This is a genomic window from Kitasatospora sp. NPDC093806 (genome assembly GCF_040683335.1).
GTDB lineage: Bacteria > Actinomycetota > Actinomycetes > Streptomycetales > Streptomycetaceae > Kitasatospora.
Window position 1 is genome coordinate 78,170 of the sequence record NZ_JBFBDO010000003.1, and the last position, 19,763, is coordinate 97,932.

Below are 19,763 nucleotides of genomic sequence, written 5' to 3' on the forward strand. Positions count from 1 at the left end.
CGGGTCCGACTTCCTACTCCGGGCGTCGGCCGATCCCGGCCGCCGCAGCTGCGACCATGCGGCGCAGGACGGCCACCGGGATGCCCGGGTTGCCGGCGGCTTCCTCAGCGGTGTCGGCGTCGTGCAGCAGGGCCGCCAGCAGCGTCGGCGGCAGGTGAGGGTGCCGCCGGGCGGCGCGGCGGACGTCGGGGTCGGCGTCCGCCGTCAGGGCGGTGGCGGTGCCGGGGGAGAGCCGGGGGTCCTCCGCCGCACGGGTGCGGACGGCGGGGTCGGGGTCGCGGGCGAGGCGTTCGACGAGTTCGGCGGTGGACGCCGGGTCGTCGAGCGCGAGCAGCCGCACGCGCGGGCGGGGGTCGTCGGCGAACCGCAGCAGGTCGTGCCGGGGGAAGTTGGGGTGGGCGCGGGGGCCGCCGGGGAACGACAGGGTACCGGTCAGGCCGTTCGCCCACAGGGTGAGGAGCAGGTCGGCCGGGGCGTCGTCGCAGGACTCGGTGAGGAAAAGCCGGACGGCGTGGTCCTCGTCGCGGGCGAGGAGTCCGACGACGTCCGGGGGCAGGTGCGGTGCGCGGGCGACGCTGCGGCGGACCCACAGCTTGGGGGAGGACGCCAACTGCCGCATGGCGTCCGGGTCGTCGTGGAGCTCGGCGACCCACCACAGGGCGTACGTCCGGTCCGCCGGGCCGATCTCGGGGACGGCGTCGGCGCGGGCGGCGATCTCCTCGGGCGTGGCGGGCGGCCGGGCGTCCGGGGCCGGCGGGCGTTCGATGCCGATGCGCGGGCGGGGCCGGTCTTCGCGTCGGGCGGCCTGTTCCTCCGCCAACTCGACCAGCAGATCGTGCACTTCGGTGCCGGCGTGGGCGGCGAGCAAGCGCGCCCACTGGGCGGGCGAGAGCGGATGCTGCTCGGCGGCCGCGCCCCACACGCGCCTGGCCGGGTGGTCCACGGCGGCGTCCACCACGCCGGGCGGGAGGTCCCGGCGGAGCAGGAGGTCGGTGTGGCCGGTGTCGAGGACGCCGATCAGGACGTCGGCCGGTGCGGCCCGGTTGGCGCCCAGGCCCAGGAGCCACGCCTTGGCGGGCGGCGCGGACGGGCCCGGTTCCTCGAACAGGGCGGCCCACGGGGTGGCGTCGGCTTCGTCGATCATCTGTGGAGGCTATCGCTGCGGCGGGCGTGCGCAGGAAGTCGGCCGGGCCGACTTCCTGCGCGGGAGAGGAAACGTTCCTGCTGCGCCGGGCGTGAGTGGGCGCGGAGTAGGAAGTCGGACCCGCCGACTTCCTACTCCGCACCGCCGCCCGCCCGCCCGGTGGCGAAGCGGTGGACGAGCTGGGCCAGGTAGTCGGCGTGCGGGCCGTCCAAGCGCGCCAGCTCATCGGGTGAGCGGACGAACGCCAGCTCGACCAGCTCCCGCTCCGGCGGCGCCAGCGCGGCGAAGCATTCGCGCACCACCGCCTCGGGGAGGGCGGGTGCGCGGAACAGCACGCCCACGCTCCCGTACCGGCCGCGGGTGACCGCCCAGAGCGCCAGGTCGTCCGGCGCGGTGACCACCCCGGTCTCCTCGGCCAGCTCGCGGGCGGCCTCGCGGCGCAGCGCGGCGAGATCCAACGGCTCGCCGTCGGTGGGCGGTTCGACGCCGCCGCCCGGTGGCTGCCAGCGTCCGGGCGCGGACGTCGACGGGGACATCCGGCCGACCACCAGCCGGCCGTCCTCGGTGGGTTGGAGCACGCCGACGGACAGCGACGCGGTGGCGGCCTTCGACCCCGGGACGAAGCGCAGGGCGTAGTGCCGGTAGGTCACCCGGGCCCAGGAGACGAGCAGTTCGCCGGGCCCGTGCCAGGACGCGCCCGCGCAGGCCACCGCCGGGCCGTCGAACAGCGCGGGGTTGCGCCGGACCGCGTCCGCCCACGCGCGGTCCCGGGCGCTCCGCTCCTCGTCCGACAGGCGCGGCGCGGCCACCTCGACCAGGCGGAGCCGGCGGACGTCGAGGAGCTCGGCGGGCGGGAGCGGCGGCGTTCCGGGCATCCGCACATCGTGGCAGGGCAGGCGGCGGCCGGTCACTACGGCGCGACGGGGGCGGCGGCTCCGTAGGCCCGTTCGGCGGCGGTCACCACCCAGAGCGGGAACTGGTCCAGCGGTATCGGCGGGGAGGCGGCGAAGTCCTTGCGGAGCACGCCGTCCGGGAAGAACGCGACCCGGCAGCGCCGGCACAGCCACGCGGCCTGCCAGACGGCGTGGTTGCGCTGCCAGAACGCCTGCTGCTGGGGGAGGGACTCGGCGGCGCGGCGGCCGTGCCGACCCTTGGACACGGCGTGGATGATCGCCGCGATGCCCGCGAAGAGCGCGGGGAGCAGGAACGGGCCGATGAAGTAGCCCAGGGCGTAGGCGGTGCCGTAGCTGGTGGGGTCGTCCACCCGGGGGCGGGTCAGGGCGAAGACGGCGAGCAGGGCGAAGACACCGGCGAGCGAGTAGAAGCAGATCGCGGCCCCGCCCATCCGGTGCGGCGCGGGCTGCGGAGGCGGCGGCGGGGCGAGGAGCGCGCGCGTCTGCTCGTCGAGCGGTGGTTGGGCGGCGGGGTCGAGGGCGTGCGGAACGGCGACGGACTGGTCCGGCGCGGAGCACTGCGGGCAGGCGGCACTCATCGAACGGTCGGGCTCCTGAGACGTGGGCGAACGGTTGAACGCGTAGTACAGCACAGGAGTGTGACGGGACGGCTCGGCGGATGCGGCCCAGCGGATAGGGATCAGCGGATACGGATTCAGAGGATGTCGAACTCGTCGGCCCGGATGGCGGCGACGAAGGAGTGCCAGGCGGCGGGGGAGAAGTGCAGCGCGGGCCCGGCGGGGTCCTTGGAGTCGCGGACGGGGACGAGAACGGGGTAGTCGGCCGCGATCTCGACGCAGGCCCCGCCGTTCCGGCTGTAGCTGGACTTCACCCAGTGGGTGTGGATGGCCACGTGAGAATCCTTCCGCGCGGAGTGGATCCGGTCCCCGTCCACGGTAGGCGCGCGGAGGCCGAGCCGGGGGTGAAACGCCGATGTCCCCGACCGCGCCGGCGGTCGGGGACATCGAGGGACACCGGGAGGGCTCAGGAGTGCGCCCGGTCGCCGGCGACCCGGTCGGGCTGGGCCTCGACCAGGCTGCCCGCGCCGATCGCGAAGAACATGCCGTGCCACCACTGCTCCATGACCAGCGCCGACACCGGTTCGTTGAAGCCGCGCTCGAAGTCGCTCTCGTGCCCGGCCCGCATGAGCCGGGCGAAGTGGTGGCAGTAGGCGCGGTCCATGTGCGCGAGGAAGGCCGCGGGCGGGATCCTCCCCTCCCGCAGCAGCCACGGGACGATGAACTCGTACTCGATGACGCTCATCGGCAGGACGCCGCTCGCGGCGGCGTCGCAGATCACGGTGTGCAGCCGGACGGCACCGGTGTGCCGGACGCCGTCGATCTCGACGTCGAACGGCAGCTCCCGCCTCGGGACGTCGACCCGCGGCCGGTCGGTCGGCGTCGTCGGGGTGAGGTCCTCGGCGTAGCAGTCCGCGAGCTGGCCGGAGGCGTACAGGTCCCGTTGCTGAGCGACGTGGGACAGGTCGGCCGCGAGGGCGTAGTAGCGCCACGCGTCGTGCCGGTGGTTCCCGAACAGCCAGAGGCCGACGGCCAGGACGGCCGTGCACGCCGCGTAGCGCTCGGGGCGGATGCCGGCGGTCTCCGTCCAGTGCGTGTTGAACATCCACACCGTCCGCTCGTAGCAGTCCAGCAGGTCGGCCATGACGACCGAGCCGCGGGTCAGCGCGAGGACGGACTGCCCGCACTCCTGGAAGCGGAGGTCGGGGCCGATGTCGGACCAGTCGGCGATCAGGCCGGTCAGCATCATGTCGTCGCGGCCGGCGGAACCGGGCAGGAACGACAGGTAGTAGGTGAAGTAGCCGCTGTCCGCCGCCTTCATGTCGCGCCAGGTGTCCCGGTCGCGGTAGACCCACGCGGCCAGGCCGCTCGTGCCCGCCTCGTGGGCTTCGGCCTCGTCGCGCCGCTTGGCGTCGAAGAAGGCCATGTCGGCCGCCACGTGGGCGCGTCGGGCCGCCAGGTCGGGCGGGAGCTCCGGCAGGTCCCAGAGGGCGAGGATCTCGTGCTGCAGGCTGTTGCCGCTCGCCTCCTCGTACGCGGTGTCGATGTTGTATTCGAGGTAGAACCCGTAGATCAGGATGACGACGTAGTCCTGCCGCCAGTCGTCGTAGCTGTCCGGCATCAGGCCGCCGCCCCAGGCGCCCGCCGCGAAGTTCGGGTACGCCGCCACGCCCTGGAGCCCGAACTCGTCCATGACCGCGGCCCAGTCGGCTGAACCACACGTCGACAGGTGCGACTTGGTGGACCGGCCCGCGTTCTCCCCCAGCCGGGCCCGGGTGAGCAGCGCCCCCACCGGATCCGCGCCGACGGCGACCGGGACCAGCCCGGCCCGCCCCGAGGCGCTGAACCCGACGCCCCGGCCGCGGACTTCGCCGACCTCGGCGAGCAGGGCCCGCCCGTGCTCGACCATCTCGCCGCACTCCGCCGTCCAGGGCGCGAACTCCCGCCCCCAGGCGGCCGGTTCGCGCCGCATCGTGGCCAGGGTGCCCTCCGGGTCGTACACCCAGCCGCCGGGCCGGTGCGATCCCGGGCTGTCGGCCAGGCGGCGGCGGACGGCGGCGACGTGGTCCGCCAGCACGGACCCGGCCGCGCGCTTGCGGGTCCAGAGCACGTCCAGCCGGGGCGGCGCGGCGGGGTCGGTGGCCGGTGGGGTGAACGCGCGGGCGGCGGAGGTGCCCAGGCCGGTCGGGCCCCGGTTGAAGCCCGAGGCGGCGCGGGGTCGGTGGTGGGAGTGGACGCGCTCCGCCAACGGTTCGAGTACGTGGCCCGGGTGCCATGCCAGGCGATCCGGGAGGAAGGGGCTCGGACGGTGGCGGGGGAAGAGGGTGGGTTCGGCGGGGCGCCATGGTTCGAGATGGTTCTTCACAGGGCCGACCATGCCGGAGCGGGCCTCGTCGGCAGGTGCTCGTTGCCGGTGGATCACCAGGTCGAGTGACATCGGCCCGGCGACGGTTGCCGAGGAGGCGGGCCGGCCGAGGGGCGCCCCGTTGAGTAGGTGAGCTGCGATGAGGAAAGAGGTACGGTCCGGGCGTGGAACCCGTGCTCCACGGTAGGCTGCGCGGCAGCCGCGTAGGGAAACCCCCGGTACCCAGCGCCGGTTTCACCGCCATCGCCCTTGAAGGCCCGTCATGGGACCTCTTCCTCCCGGATCCGCCCTGGCTCCACCCTGACCAGCGGCTTTCACGGAACTCGTGCCGGAACCATTGCCGGATGACCATTCGTCGATCAGCTGTCCACCTGCCCCGCTCGGTGCTGGAACGGCCGTGCGAAACTGACCGGATGCTCGCTCAGAACGCCTGGAAGGAAAAACGGGAGGAGCCCGCCGGAGCGGCAGGATCCCTGACCGGCCCGTGGGCGTGGGCGGTGGCGGTGGCGCCGCTGCGCGGTGCGGTGCTCGCCCTCCTCGGCCTGCTGGGACCGGTGGTGGCCCTGGCTCCGGCGGTGGTCGCGGTGGGCACGGGCTCGGCGGGCGCGCTGGACCTGTTCCGTCGGCTTCCGCGGTGGCGGCGCGAGCTGGCCGGCCGGTGGTCGGGGGTTCCCGTCGGTGACCCCTATGTGCCCGGGCCGCCGGATCCCCGCCCGCGTGACGGCGGGCTGTACCGCGACGGCAGGCGGCTGTACGCCTCGCACGGAGCGGCGCTGCGCAGCAGGCGGGCACGGCAGGTGCGACGGGACCCGGCGACGGGACGGGACCTGGCCTTCCTGCTGCTCGACCCGCTCATCGGGGTCCCCCTGGCAGCACTTCCCGCCGCGCTGACCGCCGGCGGCCTGTACGCGACGGCCGCAACCCTGTGCCGGATGGTCGGCGGCTCCGGCCTGCCGGGGACGGCGTGGGTCGGTGCCGCGGCGGTGGCGGCGGGCCTGGTGACCGGACCGCCGGTGCTGCGGGCGCACGGGCGCTGGACGAGGCTGCTGCTGGCCCGCGCTGCCACTCCCGCGGCGGTGCCCGCCGGAGCCGAGCCGGTCGGGCGCCTGCGGCTGCTGGGCGCGGGGGTGCTGCTGTCGCTGCTGTCGTCGGCCGGCCCGGTGCTGGCCGCCGTCCAGCTGCTGGCACTGGTGGCCGGACCGTGCACCGGGTTCGTGGGACTCTTCCCGAAGGCGGTGGAGTCGGCCCGCCCCTTCGCCGTACTGGGCCGGCGACTGGCCGGGGGTCTGCTGGGCGTGGAGATCCGGGCCCCCTACCTGCCCGTGCCGGAGCCGGTGCGGCGCGGCGCGGACGGCTACTACCAGTACGGGCGGCGCCTGTACCGGACCCCCCACTTCGTGCGGCCGCTGCAGCTGATGCGCCACACGGCCGGCGATCCGGCGGTGTGGCGCGACCTGCTGTGGTCGGCGGTCGCTCCGTTCGTGGCGGGGGTGCTGCTGGCTCTGCCGCTGGCCGTCGGCGGGTTCTCGCTGTTCGGGCTGGTCGGGCCCGGCATCCTGAACCTGGTGACGGAGGGGACGGGCCCCTACAGCTTCTGGGACGCGGTACTGGACCGGCTGCCGGGGGGACGGCCCTTCGCGGGAGCCCCCTGGACGGCGGTCACCGTCGGCACCGCGCTGGCGGCAGCGGTGTGGTGGACGGCGCCGTACGCGCTGCGGGCGCACGCCCGCGTCGCCCGGTTGCTGTTGCGCCCGACCCGGCGCGCGCAACTGGCCCGACGGGTCGAGCGGCTGACGGAGGCCCGCGCGGACGCCACCGGGGTGCACGCGGCCGAGTTGCGCCGCATCGAACGCGACCTGCACGACGGGGCCCAGGTGACACTGGTGGCGATCGGAATGACGCTGCGACTGGTCGAGCGGAGGCTGGGGCAGGAGGCGCCGGAGCTGCGCGAGCTGGTGGCCGAGGCCCGTCGGCAGTCCTCGGCGGCCCTGTCGCAGCTGAGGGACCTGGTGCGGGGCATCCACCCGCCCGTCCTCGCGGAGCGGGGCCTGGGCGACGCGATCCGCGCGGTGGCGCTGGACTACCCGCTCGACGTCGAGGTCGCGGTGGACGTTCCCGGGCGGCCGCAGGCGCCGGTGGAGGCCTGCGCGTACTTCGCGGTGTGCGAGGTCCTCGCGAACGCCGCCAAACACTCGGGGGCCTCCCGGGTGCGCATCGCCCTGCGGCACTTCGACGGTCTGCTGACGATGACGGTCGGCGACGACGGCCGGGGCGGCGCCGACCCGGCCGCCGGGACCGGCCTGGCGGGCGTGCGCCGCCGACTCGGTACATTCGACGGAGATCTGTTCGTGAGCAGCCCCGTGGGCGGCCCGACCCTGGTGACCATGGAGCTGCCATGCGCGTTGTCCTCGCCGAGGACCAGTTCCTCCTGAGGGAGGGAATGGTGCGGCTGCTGGAGTCGTACGACTTCGAGGTCGTCGCGGCTGTCGACAACGGACCGGAGCTGTCGCGGGCGCTGACCCGGTACCGCCCCGACATCGCCCTGGTCGACGTGCGGCTGCCGCCGACGTTCACCGACGAGGGGCTGCAGGCGGCCCTGGCGGCCCGCCGGGAGGTGCCGGGACTGCCCGTGCTGGTCCTGTCGCAGCACGTGGAGCAGCTCTATGCGCGCGAACTGCTCGCGGACGGCCAGGGTGGTATCGGGTACCTGCTGAAGGACCGGGTCTTCAGCGACGAGGAGTTCTCCGACGCGCTGCGCCGGGTGGCGGGCGGCGGGACGGCGATGGACCCCGAGGTGATCTCCAAGCTGGTGGCGCGGCGTGAGCACGGTGGACCGCTCGCCTCGCTGAGCGCGCGCGAACTCCAGGTACTGGAGCTCATGGCACAGGGGAGGTCCAACGCGGGCATCGCGCAGGAGCTGCACCTGAGCGACAGCGCCGTCAGCAAGCACTCCGCGAGCATCTTCGGCAAGCTGGATCTGGCCCAGGACACCAGTGACAACCGCCGGGTGCTGGCGGTGCTCACCTACCTGAACGCCCCCCAGAACTCAAGGAACTGAGGAGGGGGTGCAGTTTTCTGCACCCCGGGTCTGCTCACAGCTGCATTCCGCCGCCCCGGCCGTAGCCGTAGCGTCGTACCCGTACGGCGGGCCGAACGGCCCGACCAGGACGACGGCCCGGGCGCGGGCGAGGGAGAACAGACGGTGATGACGGCCGAGCCGCAGCGGATCGACGAGCGGGCGCCGGTGACGGCCGCGACCGAGCCGGGGAACCCCAAGGCGGACCTGATCCGCACGGCCGTCATGGAGGTCGGCGTACCGCTCGGCCTCTACTACGGGCTGCGCGCGGCCGGCCTGGGCCAGTGGCTCGCCCTGCTCGTCAGCGGCGCCGTACCGTTGGCCCGGCTGATCCACACCGTCGCCGCCGAACGCCGCGTCTCCGCCGTCAGCCTCTTCACCCTCAGCGTGATGGCTTGCGGCACGGCCATCACCCTCCTCACCGGCGACGCCCGCCTCCTGCTCGCCCGCGAGAGCTACCTGACCGGCCTGCTCGGTCTGTGGATGATCGGCACCCTCCTCGCTCGGCGGCCCTTCATGTTCACCACCATGGTGAGGATGCTCCCCGAGGAGACCGCCCGTACTTGGTACTCCTCCTGGGAACGCCACGCGAGCTTCCGCGCCGCCATGCGGTGGATGTCGGCCGCCTGGGGTGCCGCCTTCCTCATCGACTCCGCCGCTCGCATCGCCATGGCCTACACCCTCCCCGTCGACCTCGTCCCCGTCCTCTCGGTCGTGCTCCTCGTCGGCATGCTGATGGCCATCGTCAGGATCAGCAAGTCCTACGGCCGCCGCATGATGGCCCGGCTCACCTGATGGGCTGACACCCGAAACCGCGGGCCCCCGGCCTGTTCCCGTCGGTCCCGTTCGAGAGCCGTCGGACGGTCCAGCGCTGGGCCTGCCGAAAGCGTCAGACGTCGCCGAACTCGCCGGTCTGGAGGGCGGTGACGTCCACGCAGGTCGCGACGATGTGCGCTCACCTGGGGTAGGACTGCCGGGTGATGAGAAAACAGGGTGAGCGGTGAGGTTGAGGACCACGGTCCACCGGGTTCGGCATGGTGGGGAGGAGTACCGGGTCGTCAACGCCGCGCCGATGGCGGGGCGGGCGGTGCTGTACGACAACGACTGGTCGTTGGACATGTACGTCGATCTCGGGGCGGCGAAGGATCTCGCGGTGGCCTGGGCGCTGGCGGCGCGCTCGCGGCGTTCGCTGGTGTACGTGCCGCTGAGGGCGAATGCGGCGGGCCCCGCCGGGTTGGGGGAGCGGCGCGGGGCTGCGCTGGATCTGGTGTTGGCGCACCACAGTCTGGGGTTTCCGCCGTCGCGGTGGAAGGCGGTCCGGAGTCGGCTGGGGGCGGGGGAACTGCACACGGCAGAGATCCCCGAGTCGGACTTTCCGGGTGAGGACGAGATCGATCACGAGCGCCGGGGGTTCGAGGGGTGGCGGGACGAACTGCGGTTCGGCTTCGCCGCCGAGACGTTGTTCCTGACCGGTAGTGCTACGGCGTTCCGGATCAGTGGGGCGGCGGTTCATTCGCTGATCGCCGATGGTCCGGCTCATGTGCTGGCCGCGTACTCGTGGTCGCACGAGTGCATCACCCTGCGGCATGGCGGGGATGGCCATGCCCGGTCGCCGAAGGATCGACCGGGCATGGTGCACGTCGAGTACTCCCACGGCTGGAAGGTGGGGGAGGGGTGACATCGGTCGAAGCGCGGCGTGCGTGCGTTGGCACTCTCCCTGCCCGGCCTGCGGCGGCTAGGGTCGGGTCATGACGAATCGTGACTTCCTCGTGGTGACCACGACGCACGACGACGAGGCGGGGGCCCGGGAGTTGGCCGCGGCGGTGGTACGCGAGCGCCTGGCGGCCTGTGCACAGGTGTACCCGATCCAGTCGGTGTACTGGTGGGACGGCGAGATCCAGGACTCCGCCGAGTGGCGCATCGACTTCAAGACCCGCGCAGATCTCGGTGGCCGACTGGCTACGTTCATCACCGAGCGGCACTCCTACGACACGCCGGAGGTCGTCGGCGTGCCAGTGGTGACGGGCTCGACCGCCTACCTGGACTGGGTGAACAGCGAGACCACCAACGACTGAGCGGTCATCCGAGTGCGGCCCGGATCTCCTCGCGGAGGTGCCGGGCCGCCGCTGTTTCCGGGAGTCGTCCGGCCAGCGCGGACAGCCTGACCGTGCCCATGGTCGTCTCGCTCTCCAGCGTTGCCGCCAGGGCCCGGCGCCCGACGTCAACGGCCTGGTCGACGGCACCGGCGGCCAGGTAGCCGGCCGCGACATCACCAAGGATGGCAACACGCACTTTTCTGTCATCCTCGCCGAGGTCGGCGAGGGTCTGATCAGCGGCGGCGCCGAGGCCCTCGTGGCGCAGCTGGGCGTAGGCTGCGACCTGCATCGAGCCGAGCCGGGCGCGCCCGAAGAAGCTCATCCAGGCCGGTCGCGTGGCCGGGTCGGCATAGTCGAAGGCGGTCTCGGCCCGGTCCAGTGCGCGCACCGCGCCCTCGCGGTCGCCGTTGGCCGCGCACTCCTCCGCCTCGCGGGCGGCGAGCCAGGAACGGGCTGCGGCGTGGCCCCGACCGCGGACGTACCCCTGTGCGGCGGCCAGCATGTGCCGGGCCCGGGTGCTTCCGACGCCGTACGAGGCGTAGCCGAGGACGAGTGCGTGCAACGGTCCGTGCCCGGAGATGTCGGCGGCTTGCCGAGCCGTGCGGTAGTACTGCTGGGCCCGCCGGTAGTCGCCGAGGTCCCAGTAGGTCCATCCGGCCAGCGCGGCGGTCTCCCCCGCCGCGATGGTGAGCGCCTGCTGGTGCGCCCCGGAGGCGGGCAGCATCGTGGTGATGGCGTTCAGGTGCTCGCCGAGCTGCGAGGCGAGCAGCCGGGCGGGGGTGTGCTCCTCCGCGCTGAACATCGAGGCGGTGGCGCCCAGCAGCGCCATGGTGCTTACGGAGTCAGCCCGGCTTCCGCCGAGAACGGCTGTCAGACGCTCCCATGGCTCGCTCGCCGTCGAGGCGACGATCGCTGCGGTGCCGATCGCAAAGGTGCGCCTGTCCACGTCGTCCTCCGGTGCGTCCACGTCGTCGGGCAGCAATGCAGTCGGAGCGGAGGCGGCTGAGCCCGCCGCCATCTCCAGTGTCAGGATTCCTGCCAGCTCCGCCAGGGTGACCTGCAGGATCCTTGCGAGGCGAGGTCGTTGATAGGGCTGCGGGGTGGCTCGGCCGGCCTCCCAGCGGACGACCGTCGACACGGACACGCCGGTCGCCTCGGCGAGCTGTTCCTGACTGTAGCCCAGCACCACGCGGCGCTCCGCCAGCCGTGCACGCTTGGACGTCATGCTGCCCCCGGTCCGTGGATGGCGTTTCCCCAGGTCACGTGCGGGAGTGCGCAGGAGATGCCTGATTGACGCCTCAACTCCGCTCTGGGAGACCGTAGCTGACGGTGTCTTACTGGTCACGCCGTCCGCAGGAAATGGCCCCGAATGGGTCTTGGGGTCCTGTGGGCGGTCCGGTCCCCTTCTCGGCCAGAGAAGGCCCTGTTGTGCGGATTCTCGTTGACGGACTCGATATGTCCGGCAAGACCACCCTCGTCACCAGCCTGGTCGACACCTTCGAGGCACTCGGCCATCCCGCCGCCCGCCACCGCGGGTTCCTCGCTGGGCACCACCCCGTCAAGAAGGCCCTCAAGCGGCTCAAGCTCGTCCGCCAGCCCGACAGTGCGTTCATCACCACCGCCTACCTGCTCGGCGGATACGCCGTGGACGCTGCCCTCGTCCGACTGGATCCGCCGCAGCCCACCGGCGTGATCCTGGTCCAGGACGGCTACGTGGACCGCACGGTGGCGTTCGGCATGGCGGGCGGCCCGTACCTCTCTGCCGCTCTCGCGCTGCGGTGTGCGCACCTGTTCGCCCGGTTCGACCTCGCGGTGTACCTGCATGCACCCGTGGAGACCCGGGCGGAGCGGATGGCCGGCCGCGAGAAGATCGACGCCGTCGACCGGCGCAGTGTCGAAGACCCCGCGTTCGCCCACCGGTTCAACGCCTTCCTGCTACACGGGATGGGGCTGCGGCACCGGAACCTGATCGTGTTCGACACCTCCGAACACAGCCCGGAGCACATGACCGAGATCGTGGTCGCCGCCGCACTGGGCGCCGAAGCCGTACGGGCCTCCGAGTTCGGGAGGATCGCGTGAGCGGGCCGTCGGTGAAGGTCGACGCAGCGGTTGGCGAGGCCGCCTCGGTAGAGGTCGCGGTGCTGCTCGCGGGGCGGGCGCTGGTGAGCATCGAGCGGTTCGCGAGCTCCGGGCGCACCTCCTACTCGGGGCCGGCCGCGCTGCCCGCCCTGCGGCCCGATCTCGCGATCGGCGCGTACCGCGCGTGGGAGTCCGCGAGTGCCCGCCGCACCCTCGCGGCCGAGGACGCGGCCCCGGTGCGCGGCGTGGGGCAGCGGCGGTCCTGGACCAACGAGATCGCCCAGGCCGCCCGGGTCGCAGTCGCCGGGCTTGGGCGCCGACCAGTGATCACCGCCTGGTACTCCACCAGGCAGCTCCGGTCCTGGGCCGGCCCCGACGGTCTGGTCTCCGCGATCGACGCCGACCTGCGCAAGCGCCTGGAGGACAAAGCCGCGTTCGGGCAGATCCTCCGTCTCGCCGAAGTCCCCGAAGCGGTCCGCCTCGCGGGCGTGCGCATCGACGGGCCCCTGCCCTCGCTCGCGGAGCTGCGCCGGGCGGTGTCCTCGGACAGGGTCGTCGTGCAGTCCGGGGCCGACTCCGGGGGCCGGGGGACCGTGTTCGTCGACACCGACGCCGACCTCGCCCAGGCCGCCGCGATGCCAGGCCCGTACCGGGTCACCCCGTTCGTCACCGGCTGGTCCTCCAACATCACGATCCTGTCCGCGCCCCGGCCGGAGGGCACCCTGCGCGTGTACGTCGACCGGCCCTCGCACAAGGCCGTCGGGGTGCCCGAGGCGGGCATCGCCCCGGCCAAGAGCGCGGGCAACATCTGGTCCATCCCGTGGCCCCGCCCGGCCGCCGAGGCCGTGGTCGACGCCGCGGTGCGCATCGCCGAGTGGGCGTGGGCCGAGCACCGCATGGCCGGCCTGTTCGGCGTGGACGCGCTGCTCACCGAGGACGGCCGTGTGGTCCTCAACGAGATCAACTGCCGCAACCAGGGCACGACCGAAGTGTCCGGCGTCAACCAGCAGCTCCGCGGAGTGCCACCCTTCGCCGTCGCCCACCTGGTCGTGCTGCTCGGCGGCCGGGCCGAGTGGCTGCCCGACCCCGAGGCGTTCAACACGGCCACGATCGATGCCGCCACCAGCAGCGCCCCGGGCCCGTACTACCTCAAGCTCCGTCACCGCGGCCCCCACCCCGTGACCCTGACCGGTCTCCACGGCCCCGGCATCTACCGCCCGGCGGCCGGCTCACTCCACTGGGTCGGGCCCGGCTCACACCCGGCCGAGGCAGGACCCGGCCAGGTACTCCTCGCGAACCTGCCCGCGCCCGACGTGCTGTGCCTGCCCGGCGCGGAACTCGGCACCGCCGAGGCCATCACCACCGCTGACGACGGCCCGTTCGCCGACCCGCACACCCTCAGCGCGACCGGCCGCAGGCTGCTCGCCGCCCTCGACCACCACCTGACCCCCGCCACCCGACCGGAAGGGACCACCCCGTGACCACGGAGACGCTCAGCCCCTTGCGCGAACAGCTCGCCGCCCTGCCGGACGAAGCCCTCACCCGCCTCCAGTACCTCGCCCCCGAGGTCGGATGCGTCAACCGCTGCGCGATGTGCAGCCAGTTCGCCGGCAGTGACCTGTGGCGGTTCACCCGCCGCGGCCTCACCGACCTCGCGCACGCGCTCGCCGACGAGGCCACCGCCCGGGGACTGCGCATCGGAGAAGGCCGCATCCACCGCCCCGGCGTCGTGTTCCCTTACTTGGACAACGACATCGGCTCGTACCCGCACCTGGACCTCTACGCGGCGCTCGCCCGTGACGTCCTCGGCGTCAAGATGCGCATGTCCTCCGTCGGGTTCTCCTCCCGCTCCGCCGAGTTGACGCAGATGCACGAGCGCCTGGTCGCCGAGTACGGCGATGTCTTCGACGGCATCCGCTTCTCCCTCACCCCTTACGCGACCGGCTTCGTCGGCAAGGCCCCGGGCACCTCACGCGACCAGTACACCGACGACCTCGCGCACGCCCTCGCCACCTACCGGCCGCTCCTCGACCGGATCGGCCACGGCGCCGCCACCGCTGCCGTCGAGATGCGGTTCGCCCCGCTGGTCGGCATCGCCGAGCTGACCGATACCCACGTCGACGGCCACCACGTCCTCGCCTGCGGGCCGCACCTGCTGATCGCCCAGCAGCCCGGCACCTCCCCGCTGCCGTACACCGCGATCGAGCGGCTGGACGAGCGACGCCAGCCCGTCCTCGACCAGCCCGGCACGCCCTACCTGCATGTGGTCAGCGACCGCGCCACGCCCAGCCCGAGCACCGTCCGGGACACGCTGCACGGCGTCCTCGCCGTACCGCACACGGCCACCGCCGTCCGCCTCCACCGCTTCCGCAACGCCGATGGCGACTACTTCAGCGCCGACCCGGACTTCCACCCCGACGGCCGGTTCACCGCGCTCAACTTGTACCCGGCCACCGACCTCCGCAAGGTGTCCGGCTACACCGACGCCACCCGGCACTTCCTCGGCGCGCTCCTCGCCCACAAGGCCGACCGCGGACTCGGCCGGCGCGACCCCTTCCCGGACGCCACCGCCGCCGACATCGACGCCGTCCTCGCCACTCTCCGGGTCCGCGCGCACCACCTCGATGACGTCGACAAGGCCGCCGCCGCCCACCTGCGCGGCCAGATCCTCCCCATGGTCAGCGTCCACGCCCGCGCCCTGCTCAAGGCCGGGTACCCGCCCGCCACGTTCTTCTCCCGGGACTTCACCGTTGACACCGGCCAGATCGTCAACCAGGGCCGCGCGCAGCAGCTCTTCCGCGGCCTCGCGGCCACCAGCGGCGAGCCGATGACCCTGCGCGAAGAGCGGGGGTTCGGGCAGGCCAGCCTCTCCACCATCCGGGGCCCGATCTGGCGCATCACGCCCCTGCCGCACGCCACCGTGCCCCTGCCGCGCGGAGCAACCGGCCGGAAGAACCCCACCACCGGCCGGCCCACCGTCCTCATCGAGGAGATGGACCCCTGTCACCTCGCCCCGGTCATGCGCGCCACCGGGTGCCGCCTGCGTCGCTTCACCCTCACCGGCGTCGAGATCGAGCACGTCCCCCAGGCCGAGGCCCGCAGCCACCACGGCTTCCCCGGGGCACGCTAGAGACGCCAACTCGCCGACTCCTCCCGGCCGTCCGGCCGGGAGGCCACGCTGGGAAAGTCCCAGCCGTCACCACCCGCCGAGGAGAAACACCCGATGAGCACCACCGAAGCGACGACCACCAAGCCGTTCGACAAGATCAAGATCCGCACCAGCGGCCTGGTCTTCTGCGGCACCGAGGTCGCGCTGCTGCGTCGCGAGCGCCCGAACTCCGTGCACTACACCACCGTCGGCGGCAACGTGCTGCCCGGCGAGGCGCTCCCGGACGCTCTCACCCGCGAGCTGAAGGAGGAACTCAACCTCGACCCCGAGCACGTGGCCGGCGCCGAGTTGCTGTGGCTGATGGATGCCCGGCTGGAGCGGCCCGGCCCGACCCCGTCCCCGCGCAAGCTGCACCTGATCTACCGGATGCACATCACCCCGGAGATCCGCGCACAGCTCGCCACCGAGGAGTACGACGAGCTGCCCGACGGCGGCCACGAAGTCGGGCACGTCGAGTGGGTCGACTACCGCAAGACCGCCGACCTGCCGCTGTTCCCGCCGATCGGCGAGGCTCTGTCGCAGCTCGCGTCCCCGGACGCCCCGGTGACCGGTTTCGAGTTGGCTGCGATCACGAACGAAAACTACACCTGGATCTGACAGGTGCTGGGCGGCCCCGCGCTGTGCTGCGGGGCCGCCCTCGCGATGCGGGCGTGCCAACGGGTTCAGACGGTGCCGAACTCGCCGGCTTGGATGGCGGTGACGAAGGAGTGCCAGGCGGCGGAGGGGAAGAGGAGGGCGGGTCCGGCGGGGTCCTTGGAGTCGCGGACGGGGACGAGGGCTGGGAAGTCGGGCGCGATTTCGATGCAGTCCCCGCCCTGCTGGCTGTGGGTGCTCTTGCGCCAGCGGGCTGAGGTGAGGTCGAGTGCCACTTCGACGCAGTTGCCGCCCTGCTGGCTGTATGTGCTCCTGTGCCAGCGGGTGGTGGTGAGGTCGATGTTCGGCATCGGGAACCCTTCCGTGGGGAGTGGATCCGTTCCCTGTCCACGGTAGGTGCTCCGCCGTTGGATGGCGGAGAAAGCCTGGCGAAGATGTCGACGGCCCCGACCGGCGTGCGGTCGGGGCCATCGGGCGGCGGTGGTTCAGACGGTGCCGAACTCGCCGGCCTGGACGGCGGTGACGAAGGAGCGCCACGCGTCGGTGGGGAAGACGAGCGCCGGTCCCTCGGGGTACTTGGAGTCACGAACGGGGACGAGGCCGGGGTAGTCGGCGGCAACCTCCACGCAGGCCCCACCGTTGTCGCTGTGGCTCGACTTGAACCACCTTGCCCCGGCGAGGTGCAGCGAGCGAGTCATGATCGGACTTCCTTCCGAGCCGCGCGGATCCGTTCGAGGGATGCCACCTCCGAACTGGCTCCCACCTGAAGCCGATCGTATTCCCTGGCCCATCTCGTGACCAGCTCGGATTCCCGTGCGAGGAAGCCCCGTTCCTGCGACTCCGTGTATCCACGGTAGCTTCGGTCAGCCATGGTCAACAGGTAGACCATCGCGACAAAGGGCCTTCGCTCACCCATGGAGAAGGGCGCGATCTGGACGATCGTCCTTGGGCGATCCGCCAGCTGCGCCAAGTGGTCAAGTTGCTCCCGCATAACGGCGGCGCCTCCGACCTGCCGAAGAATGCAGCTCTCGTCCAGCACGGCGTGAACGAGTGGCGCGGTCGGCTGACTCAGCCGCTGTTGGCGGACGAGGAGATAGGAGACCCGCTCCTCGGCGTCTTCCTCCGTGATGGTGCCGCGTCGCACGGCTGCCGCAGCCAACGCCTGAGCGTAGGCCTTCGTCTGGAACAGGCCGGGGATCAAACCAAGTTCGAACATCCGCAGCTCAATGGCCTTGGCCTCATGCGCCACGTACTCCGGAAATCCCTCCAGCAGGGAGGAGCCGCTGAGGCTCCAGTACATCAGTTCTAGCGTCCCACCGGTCGCCAACACTCGGTCAGTTGCCCGAACCCAGTCGAGTGTGGGAGTGCGCGTACCTCTTTCGAGGTTGGAAACCTGGCTGTCGCTCAAGTTCGTCAGCTCGCCGAGCTGAACCTGGTTCAACCCGGCGGCCTTGCGTGACCTGCGGAGTTGAACACCGAAGGCCGCCACCGGAGATGTCGACGGGTCAAGTTCGGTCTCGCGCATGCTCGGACCTCTTCGATCACTGAATCCCACGGCGGATTCTGTCGAGTGGGGGTGCCTTCCGATAGTAGGGCGCCAAGGTCCACCATGGCTACACCCCGTGAGAGATCGGGGACCCTGCGCGACCAATGGAGCCCCCATGTCCAAGCGCCCCCGTATGCCCATCTACACCCCCGCCGTCGGCGAGGTCGTGCGCGACCTCGGCCACCGCAACCCCTCCGGGCAGCCCACCGAGGCGGTCTACATGGACAACCTCGCCGGGCTCGCCTACCTCCGGCACGAAGCCGGCGGCTGCGAGTGGACCACCAAGCCCGAGCACGTCCAGGCTCTCCCCAAGCCCCGCTTCATCCCCGTCCAGAAGCCCAGCCGGCCGCGCGCCGGCGACGCGGCGTGAGCCGTTCGCTCTCGCTCCTCGTCACGGCCCTCGCCGTCCCCACCCTGAGTGCCCTCGCGGCCGCGCTCGTCTGCTGGCCGATCCGCAACGGGCCGCTCGGGCCCCAACTCCTCATCTTCGGGCTGATCCTGGCGACCGGAATCTCCGCTGGGCTCCCAGCCTGCTTCACCTGGCTCTCGCCGCCATCGCCACCCACCCCAACTCCCAACCAAGGAGCCCACCTTGCTGAACCAGCTGCCCGAGATCCTCACCAACCCGCCGCGCCGCCGACTCGGTCACCAGGCGCTCATCCTCAACCGTGACGGCGCGATCCTGCTCGTCGGCACCGCCTACAAGTCCGGGCTGATGATGCCCGGCGGCAGCGCCGAGGCCAACGAGCTCCCCCACCTCGCCGCGCGCCGTCACACCGAGACCGAGACGGGCCTCGTCCTCCCGCTCCGCAGAATCCTCGCCACCGACTACGTCGACGCCCAGCTCCTCCCCGAGGGCGTCAACTTCGTCTACTGGGGCGGCCGCCTGACCTCCGCCCAGGAGACCACCGTCGCCCGCCACCGCCCGCCGCACACCATCACCGGCGTCCACTGGCTCCACCAGGCCCAACTCCGCGACGCCATGGACACCGTCCAGCACCGCCGCACCACCCAGGCCCTCGACGCCCTCGCCCGCGGCGCCCATCTCCCCTTCCTCCTCCGCGGCATCCCCGCCGAGTAGAAGGGCGTCCGCGCCTGTGTGAGCGGTGCGGTCACCACGCCACGAGGACGCCCCCGCCCCCGCCGGCGGCTCCGCCCGTACCGCTCTCACCACTCGCGCCGACGTCGCCACCGTATCCGGCGCCACCGTTGGTCCCGTCCGTCCCGCCGTCCCCTCCCGTCCCGCCCCGGCCGCCGAACCCGCCGCCGCCCCGGCCTCCGGCGCCGAACGCGTAGCCGCCGGAGGTGACGGCCGCGCCGCCCTCACCGCCGCCGCCCGAGATGCCAGGGCTTCCGCCCTTGCCGCCGGGTCTCCCGACGCCACCGTTCAGCCGCCCCTCGCCGTTGGCGCCGGCCCCGCCGGGGTTCGCCGTTCCGCCCTCGCCGCCGCTCGCCCCAGTGGTCTGCTGGATGACCGTGCCGAAGCAGTTGTAGTGGCTAGAGGGGAGAGCACCGGAGCCCCCGCTGCCCGCGCCCCCTCCCGACCCACCCGAACCGTAGCTCTCGAAGGTGCCGCCCGAGCCCTGGCCACCCGCGCCCCCGCGACCGAGCCCGCCCGCCCGGCCGCCGTTACCCCCACCTGCTTCCACGAGTTGCTGGAATAGAAGCTTCCTGGCGGTCACGGAAGTTACAGGCCCTAACAGAGCAAAGAGCCTCTCCTGGCCGTTAGTGCCGTTGCCGCCCCGCCCGCCGTCGCCGTTGTCCCCCGCGCCACCCGTGCCACCCGTGCCGCCCGACCCTCCGGCGACCGCGCCCACCGGTCGACCGACGGTGAGGTCCAGGACGTCGCCGGCGCCGAGGCCCAGACGTCCGATGTCGACCTGACAGCTGACGAACGAACCGGCCCCGCCACCCCCTCCGCCGCCTCCGCCCCCACCCCCTCCGCCGCCCGCACCGCTGGCCCCGCCCGTGAAGGTTCCGCCGTCCTCCCCGCCGCCGCCCCCGCCCGCGCCCCCGCCGCCTCCGCCACCCCCGCCGGACCCGCCCGCGCCCCAGGCGGAGATCGTCAGCGACGTCACGCCCGCCGGGATCGTGAAGCGCCAGAACCGCGGCTGGTCGAAGACCTGGGAGCCGCTCGCCGCGAGCGAAGGCGCGGCAGGAGCCGCCGCCGCCGGCAGTGACCCGCAGAGCGTGCTCAAGCCCAGTGTCAGCACGCTCGCGGCA

Annotated in this window: 20 protein-coding genes; 11 read left to right on the top strand and 9 right to left on the bottom strand. The window is 72.7% G+C overall.

Annotation, left to right across the window (positions count from 1 at the left end; all coding sequences use genetic code 11):
• Positions 1 to 13: 13 nt before the first annotated feature.
• The 5 genes from AB0N76_RS03910 to AB0N76_RS03930 all read right to left on the bottom strand — a co-directional run bounded on the left by AB0N76_RS03910 (position 14) and on the right by AB0N76_RS03930 (position 4,863).
• Positions 14 to 1,144: a hypothetical protein gene (locus AB0N76_RS03910; RefSeq protein WP_363552832.1), complete on the bottom strand. Its 1,131-nt coding sequence runs from the start codon at positions 1,142 to 1,144 to the stop codon at positions 14 to 16.
• Positions 1,145 to 1,275: 131 nt separating this feature from the next.
• Positions 1,276 to 2,019, bottom strand: coding sequence for an NUDIX hydrolase (locus AB0N76_RS03915; RefSeq protein ID WP_363552834.1), 744 nt, complete (start codon positions 2,017 to 2,019; stop codon positions 1,276 to 1,278).
• A gap of 35 nt (positions 2,020 to 2,054) precedes the next feature.
• A complete protein-coding gene (locus AB0N76_RS03920; RefSeq protein WP_363552836.1) occupies positions 2,055 to 2,636 on the bottom strand; it encodes a hypothetical protein in 582 nt (193 codons plus the stop codon).
• A 116-nt stretch (positions 2,637 to 2,752) separates the two neighbouring features.
• On the bottom strand, positions 2,753 to 2,950 hold the full coding sequence (locus AB0N76_RS03925; protein WP_363552838.1) for a DUF397 domain-containing protein: 198 nt from the start codon (positions 2,948 to 2,950) through the stop codon (positions 2,753 to 2,755).
• A 131-nt stretch (positions 2,951 to 3,081) separates the two neighbouring features.
• The gene (locus tag AB0N76_RS03930) at positions 3,082 to 4,863 is read right to left on the bottom strand and encodes a hypothetical protein (RefSeq protein ID WP_363552840.1); all 1,782 of its coding nucleotides are present in this window, start codon (positions 4,861 to 4,863) and stop codon (positions 3,082 to 3,084) included.
• Positions 4,864 to 5,393: 530 nt separating this feature from the next.
• On the opposite strand from AB0N76_RS03930, the gene AB0N76_RS03935 reads away from it, so the two are divergent.
• The 5 genes from AB0N76_RS03935 (at position 5,394) to cutA (ending at position 10,131) form a co-directional block, all read left to right on the top strand.
• A complete protein-coding gene (locus AB0N76_RS03935; protein WP_363552842.1) occupies positions 5,394 to 7,412 on the top strand; it encodes a sensor domain-containing protein in 2,019 nt (672 codons plus the stop codon).
• Complete coding sequence (locus AB0N76_RS03940) at positions 7,376 to 8,038, top strand: response regulator transcription factor (protein ID WP_363552844.1); 663 nt, start codon at positions 7,376 to 7,378, stop codon at positions 8,036 to 8,038. Before AB0N76_RS03935 ends, AB0N76_RS03940 begins: the two co-directional genes overlap by 37 nt.
• Before the next feature lie 147 nt (positions 8,039 to 8,185).
• Complete coding sequence (locus AB0N76_RS03945; RefSeq protein WP_363552846.1) at positions 8,186 to 8,851, top strand: VC0807 family protein; 666 nt, start codon at positions 8,186 to 8,188, stop codon at positions 8,849 to 8,851.
• Between the two features lie 292 nt (positions 8,852 to 9,143).
• Positions 9,144 to 9,734, top strand: coding sequence for a hypothetical protein (locus AB0N76_RS03950; protein WP_363552848.1), 591 nt, complete (start codon positions 9,144 to 9,146; stop codon positions 9,732 to 9,734).
• 70 nt (positions 9,735 to 9,804) lie between these two features.
• Positions 9,805 to 10,131, top strand: coding sequence for a divalent-cation tolerance protein CutA (gene cutA / locus AB0N76_RS03955; RefSeq protein ID WP_363552850.1), 327 nt, complete (start codon positions 9,805 to 9,807; stop codon positions 10,129 to 10,131).
• A 4-nt stretch (positions 10,132 to 10,135) separates the two neighbouring features.
• On the opposite strand, the gene AB0N76_RS03960 is transcribed toward cutA, so the two are convergent.
• Positions 10,136 to 11,377: a helix-turn-helix domain-containing protein gene (locus AB0N76_RS03960; protein ID WP_363552852.1), complete on the bottom strand. Its 1,242-nt coding sequence runs from the start codon at positions 11,375 to 11,377 to the stop codon at positions 10,136 to 10,138.
• A 134-nt stretch (positions 11,378 to 11,511) separates the two neighbouring features.
• Between AB0N76_RS03960 and AB0N76_RS03965 the strand changes: the two genes are divergently transcribed.
• The 4 genes from AB0N76_RS03965 to AB0N76_RS03980 all read left to right on the top strand — a co-directional run bounded on the left by AB0N76_RS03965 (position 11,512) and on the right by AB0N76_RS03980 (position 15,997).
• Entirely contained in the window at positions 11,512 to 12,231 is a 720-nt protein-coding gene (locus AB0N76_RS03965; RefSeq protein WP_363553048.1) for a hypothetical protein, read from the top strand.
• Positions 12,228 to 13,712 carry a hypothetical protein gene (locus AB0N76_RS03970; protein WP_363552854.1) on the top strand — a complete coding sequence of 495 codons (1,485 nt, stop codon included), beginning with the start codon at positions 12,228 to 12,230 and terminating at the stop codon, positions 13,710 to 13,712. The genes AB0N76_RS03965 and AB0N76_RS03970 overlap by 4 nt, the downstream gene beginning before the upstream one ends.
• Positions 13,709 to 15,361, top strand: coding sequence for a hypothetical protein (locus AB0N76_RS03975; RefSeq protein WP_363552856.1), 1,653 nt, complete (start codon positions 13,709 to 13,711; stop codon positions 15,359 to 15,361). The genes AB0N76_RS03970 and AB0N76_RS03975 overlap by 4 nt, the downstream gene beginning before the upstream one ends.
• 93 nt (positions 15,362 to 15,454) lie before the next feature.
• Positions 15,455 to 15,997, top strand: a complete 543-nt coding sequence (locus AB0N76_RS03980) for an NUDIX hydrolase (RefSeq protein WP_363552858.1) — start codon at positions 15,455 to 15,457, stop codon at positions 15,995 to 15,997.
• Positions 15,998 to 16,062: 65 nt separating this feature from the next.
• On the opposite strand, the gene AB0N76_RS03985 is transcribed toward AB0N76_RS03980, so the two are convergent.
• From AB0N76_RS03985 to AB0N76_RS03995, 3 genes are all read right to left on the bottom strand, one after another.
• Positions 16,063 to 16,344 (bottom strand): DUF397 domain-containing protein, encoded by a 282-nt coding sequence (locus tag AB0N76_RS03985; RefSeq protein WP_363552860.1) that lies wholly within the window; start codon positions 16,342 to 16,344, stop codon positions 16,063 to 16,065.
• Positions 16,345 to 16,479: 135 nt separating this feature from the next.
• On the bottom strand, positions 16,480 to 16,692 hold the full coding sequence (locus tag AB0N76_RS03990) for a DUF397 domain-containing protein (protein ID WP_363552862.1): 213 nt from the start codon (positions 16,690 to 16,692) through the stop codon (positions 16,480 to 16,482).
• Positions 16,689 to 17,519, bottom strand: a complete 831-nt coding sequence (locus AB0N76_RS03995) for a helix-turn-helix transcriptional regulator (RefSeq protein ID WP_363552864.1) — start codon at positions 17,517 to 17,519, stop codon at positions 16,689 to 16,691. Before AB0N76_RS03995 ends, AB0N76_RS03990 begins: the two co-directional genes overlap by 4 nt.
• A 136-nt stretch (positions 17,520 to 17,655) precedes the next feature.
• Between AB0N76_RS03995 and AB0N76_RS04000 the strand changes: the two genes are divergently transcribed.
• Positions 17,656 to 17,910: a hypothetical protein gene (locus tag AB0N76_RS04000; protein WP_363552866.1), complete on the top strand. Its 255-nt coding sequence runs from the start codon at positions 17,656 to 17,658 to the stop codon at positions 17,908 to 17,910.
• A 222-nt stretch (positions 17,911 to 18,132) separates the two neighbouring features.
• Entirely contained in the window at positions 18,133 to 18,621 is a 489-nt protein-coding gene (locus AB0N76_RS04005) for an NUDIX hydrolase (protein ID WP_363552868.1), read from the top strand.
• Positions 18,622 to 19,763 lie beyond the last annotated feature (1,142 nt).

Excerpts from the sequence above, each read along its gene's own strand:
- AB0N76_RS03910 (WP_363552832.1), bottom strand. The coding sequence starts at position 1,144 with ATGATCGACGAAGCCGACGCCACCCCGTGGGCCGCCCTGTTCGAGGAA.
- AB0N76_RS03915 (WP_363552834.1), bottom strand. The coding sequence starts at position 2,019 with ATGCCCGGAACGCCGCCGCTCCCGCCCGCCGAGCTCCTCGACGTCCGC.
- AB0N76_RS03920 (WP_363552836.1), bottom strand. The coding sequence starts at position 2,636 with ATGAGTGCCGCCTGCCCGCAGTGCTCCGCGCCGGACCAGTCCGTCGCC.
- AB0N76_RS03935 (WP_363552842.1), top strand. The coding sequence starts at position 5,394 with ATGCTCGCTCAGAACGCCTGGAAGGAAAAACGGGAGGAGCCCGCCGGA.
- AB0N76_RS03940 (WP_363552844.1), top strand. The coding sequence starts at position 7,376 with ATGCGCGTTGTCCTCGCCGAGGACCAGTTCCTCCTGAGGGAGGGAATG.
- AB0N76_RS03945 (WP_363552846.1), top strand. The coding sequence starts at position 8,186 with ATGACGGCCGAGCCGCAGCGGATCGACGAGCGGGCGCCGGTGACGGCC.
- cutA (WP_363552850.1), top strand. The coding sequence starts at position 9,805 with ATGACGAATCGTGACTTCCTCGTGGTGACCACGACGCACGACGACGAG.
- AB0N76_RS03960 (WP_363552852.1), bottom strand. The coding sequence starts at position 11,377 with ATGACGTCCAAGCGTGCACGGCTGGCGGAGCGCCGCGTGGTGCTGGGC.
- AB0N76_RS03965 (WP_363553048.1), top strand. The coding sequence starts at position 11,512 with ATGGCCCCGAATGGGTCTTGGGGTCCTGTGGGCGGTCCGGTCCCCTTC.
- AB0N76_RS03980 (WP_363552858.1), top strand. The coding sequence starts at position 15,455 with ATGAGCACCACCGAAGCGACGACCACCAAGCCGTTCGACAAGATCAAG.
- AB0N76_RS03985 (WP_363552860.1), bottom strand. The coding sequence starts at position 16,344 with ATGCCGAACATCGACCTCACCACCACCCGCTGGCACAGGAGCACATAC.
- AB0N76_RS03990 (WP_363552862.1), bottom strand. The coding sequence starts at position 16,692 with ATGACTCGCTCGCTGCACCTCGCCGGGGCAAGGTGGTTCAAGTCGAGC.
- AB0N76_RS03995 (WP_363552864.1), bottom strand. The coding sequence starts at position 17,519 with ATGCGCGAGACCGAACTTGACCCGTCGACATCTCCGGTGGCGGCCTTC.
- AB0N76_RS04000 (WP_363552866.1), top strand. The coding sequence starts at position 17,656 with ATGTCCAAGCGCCCCCGTATGCCCATCTACACCCCCGCCGTCGGCGAG.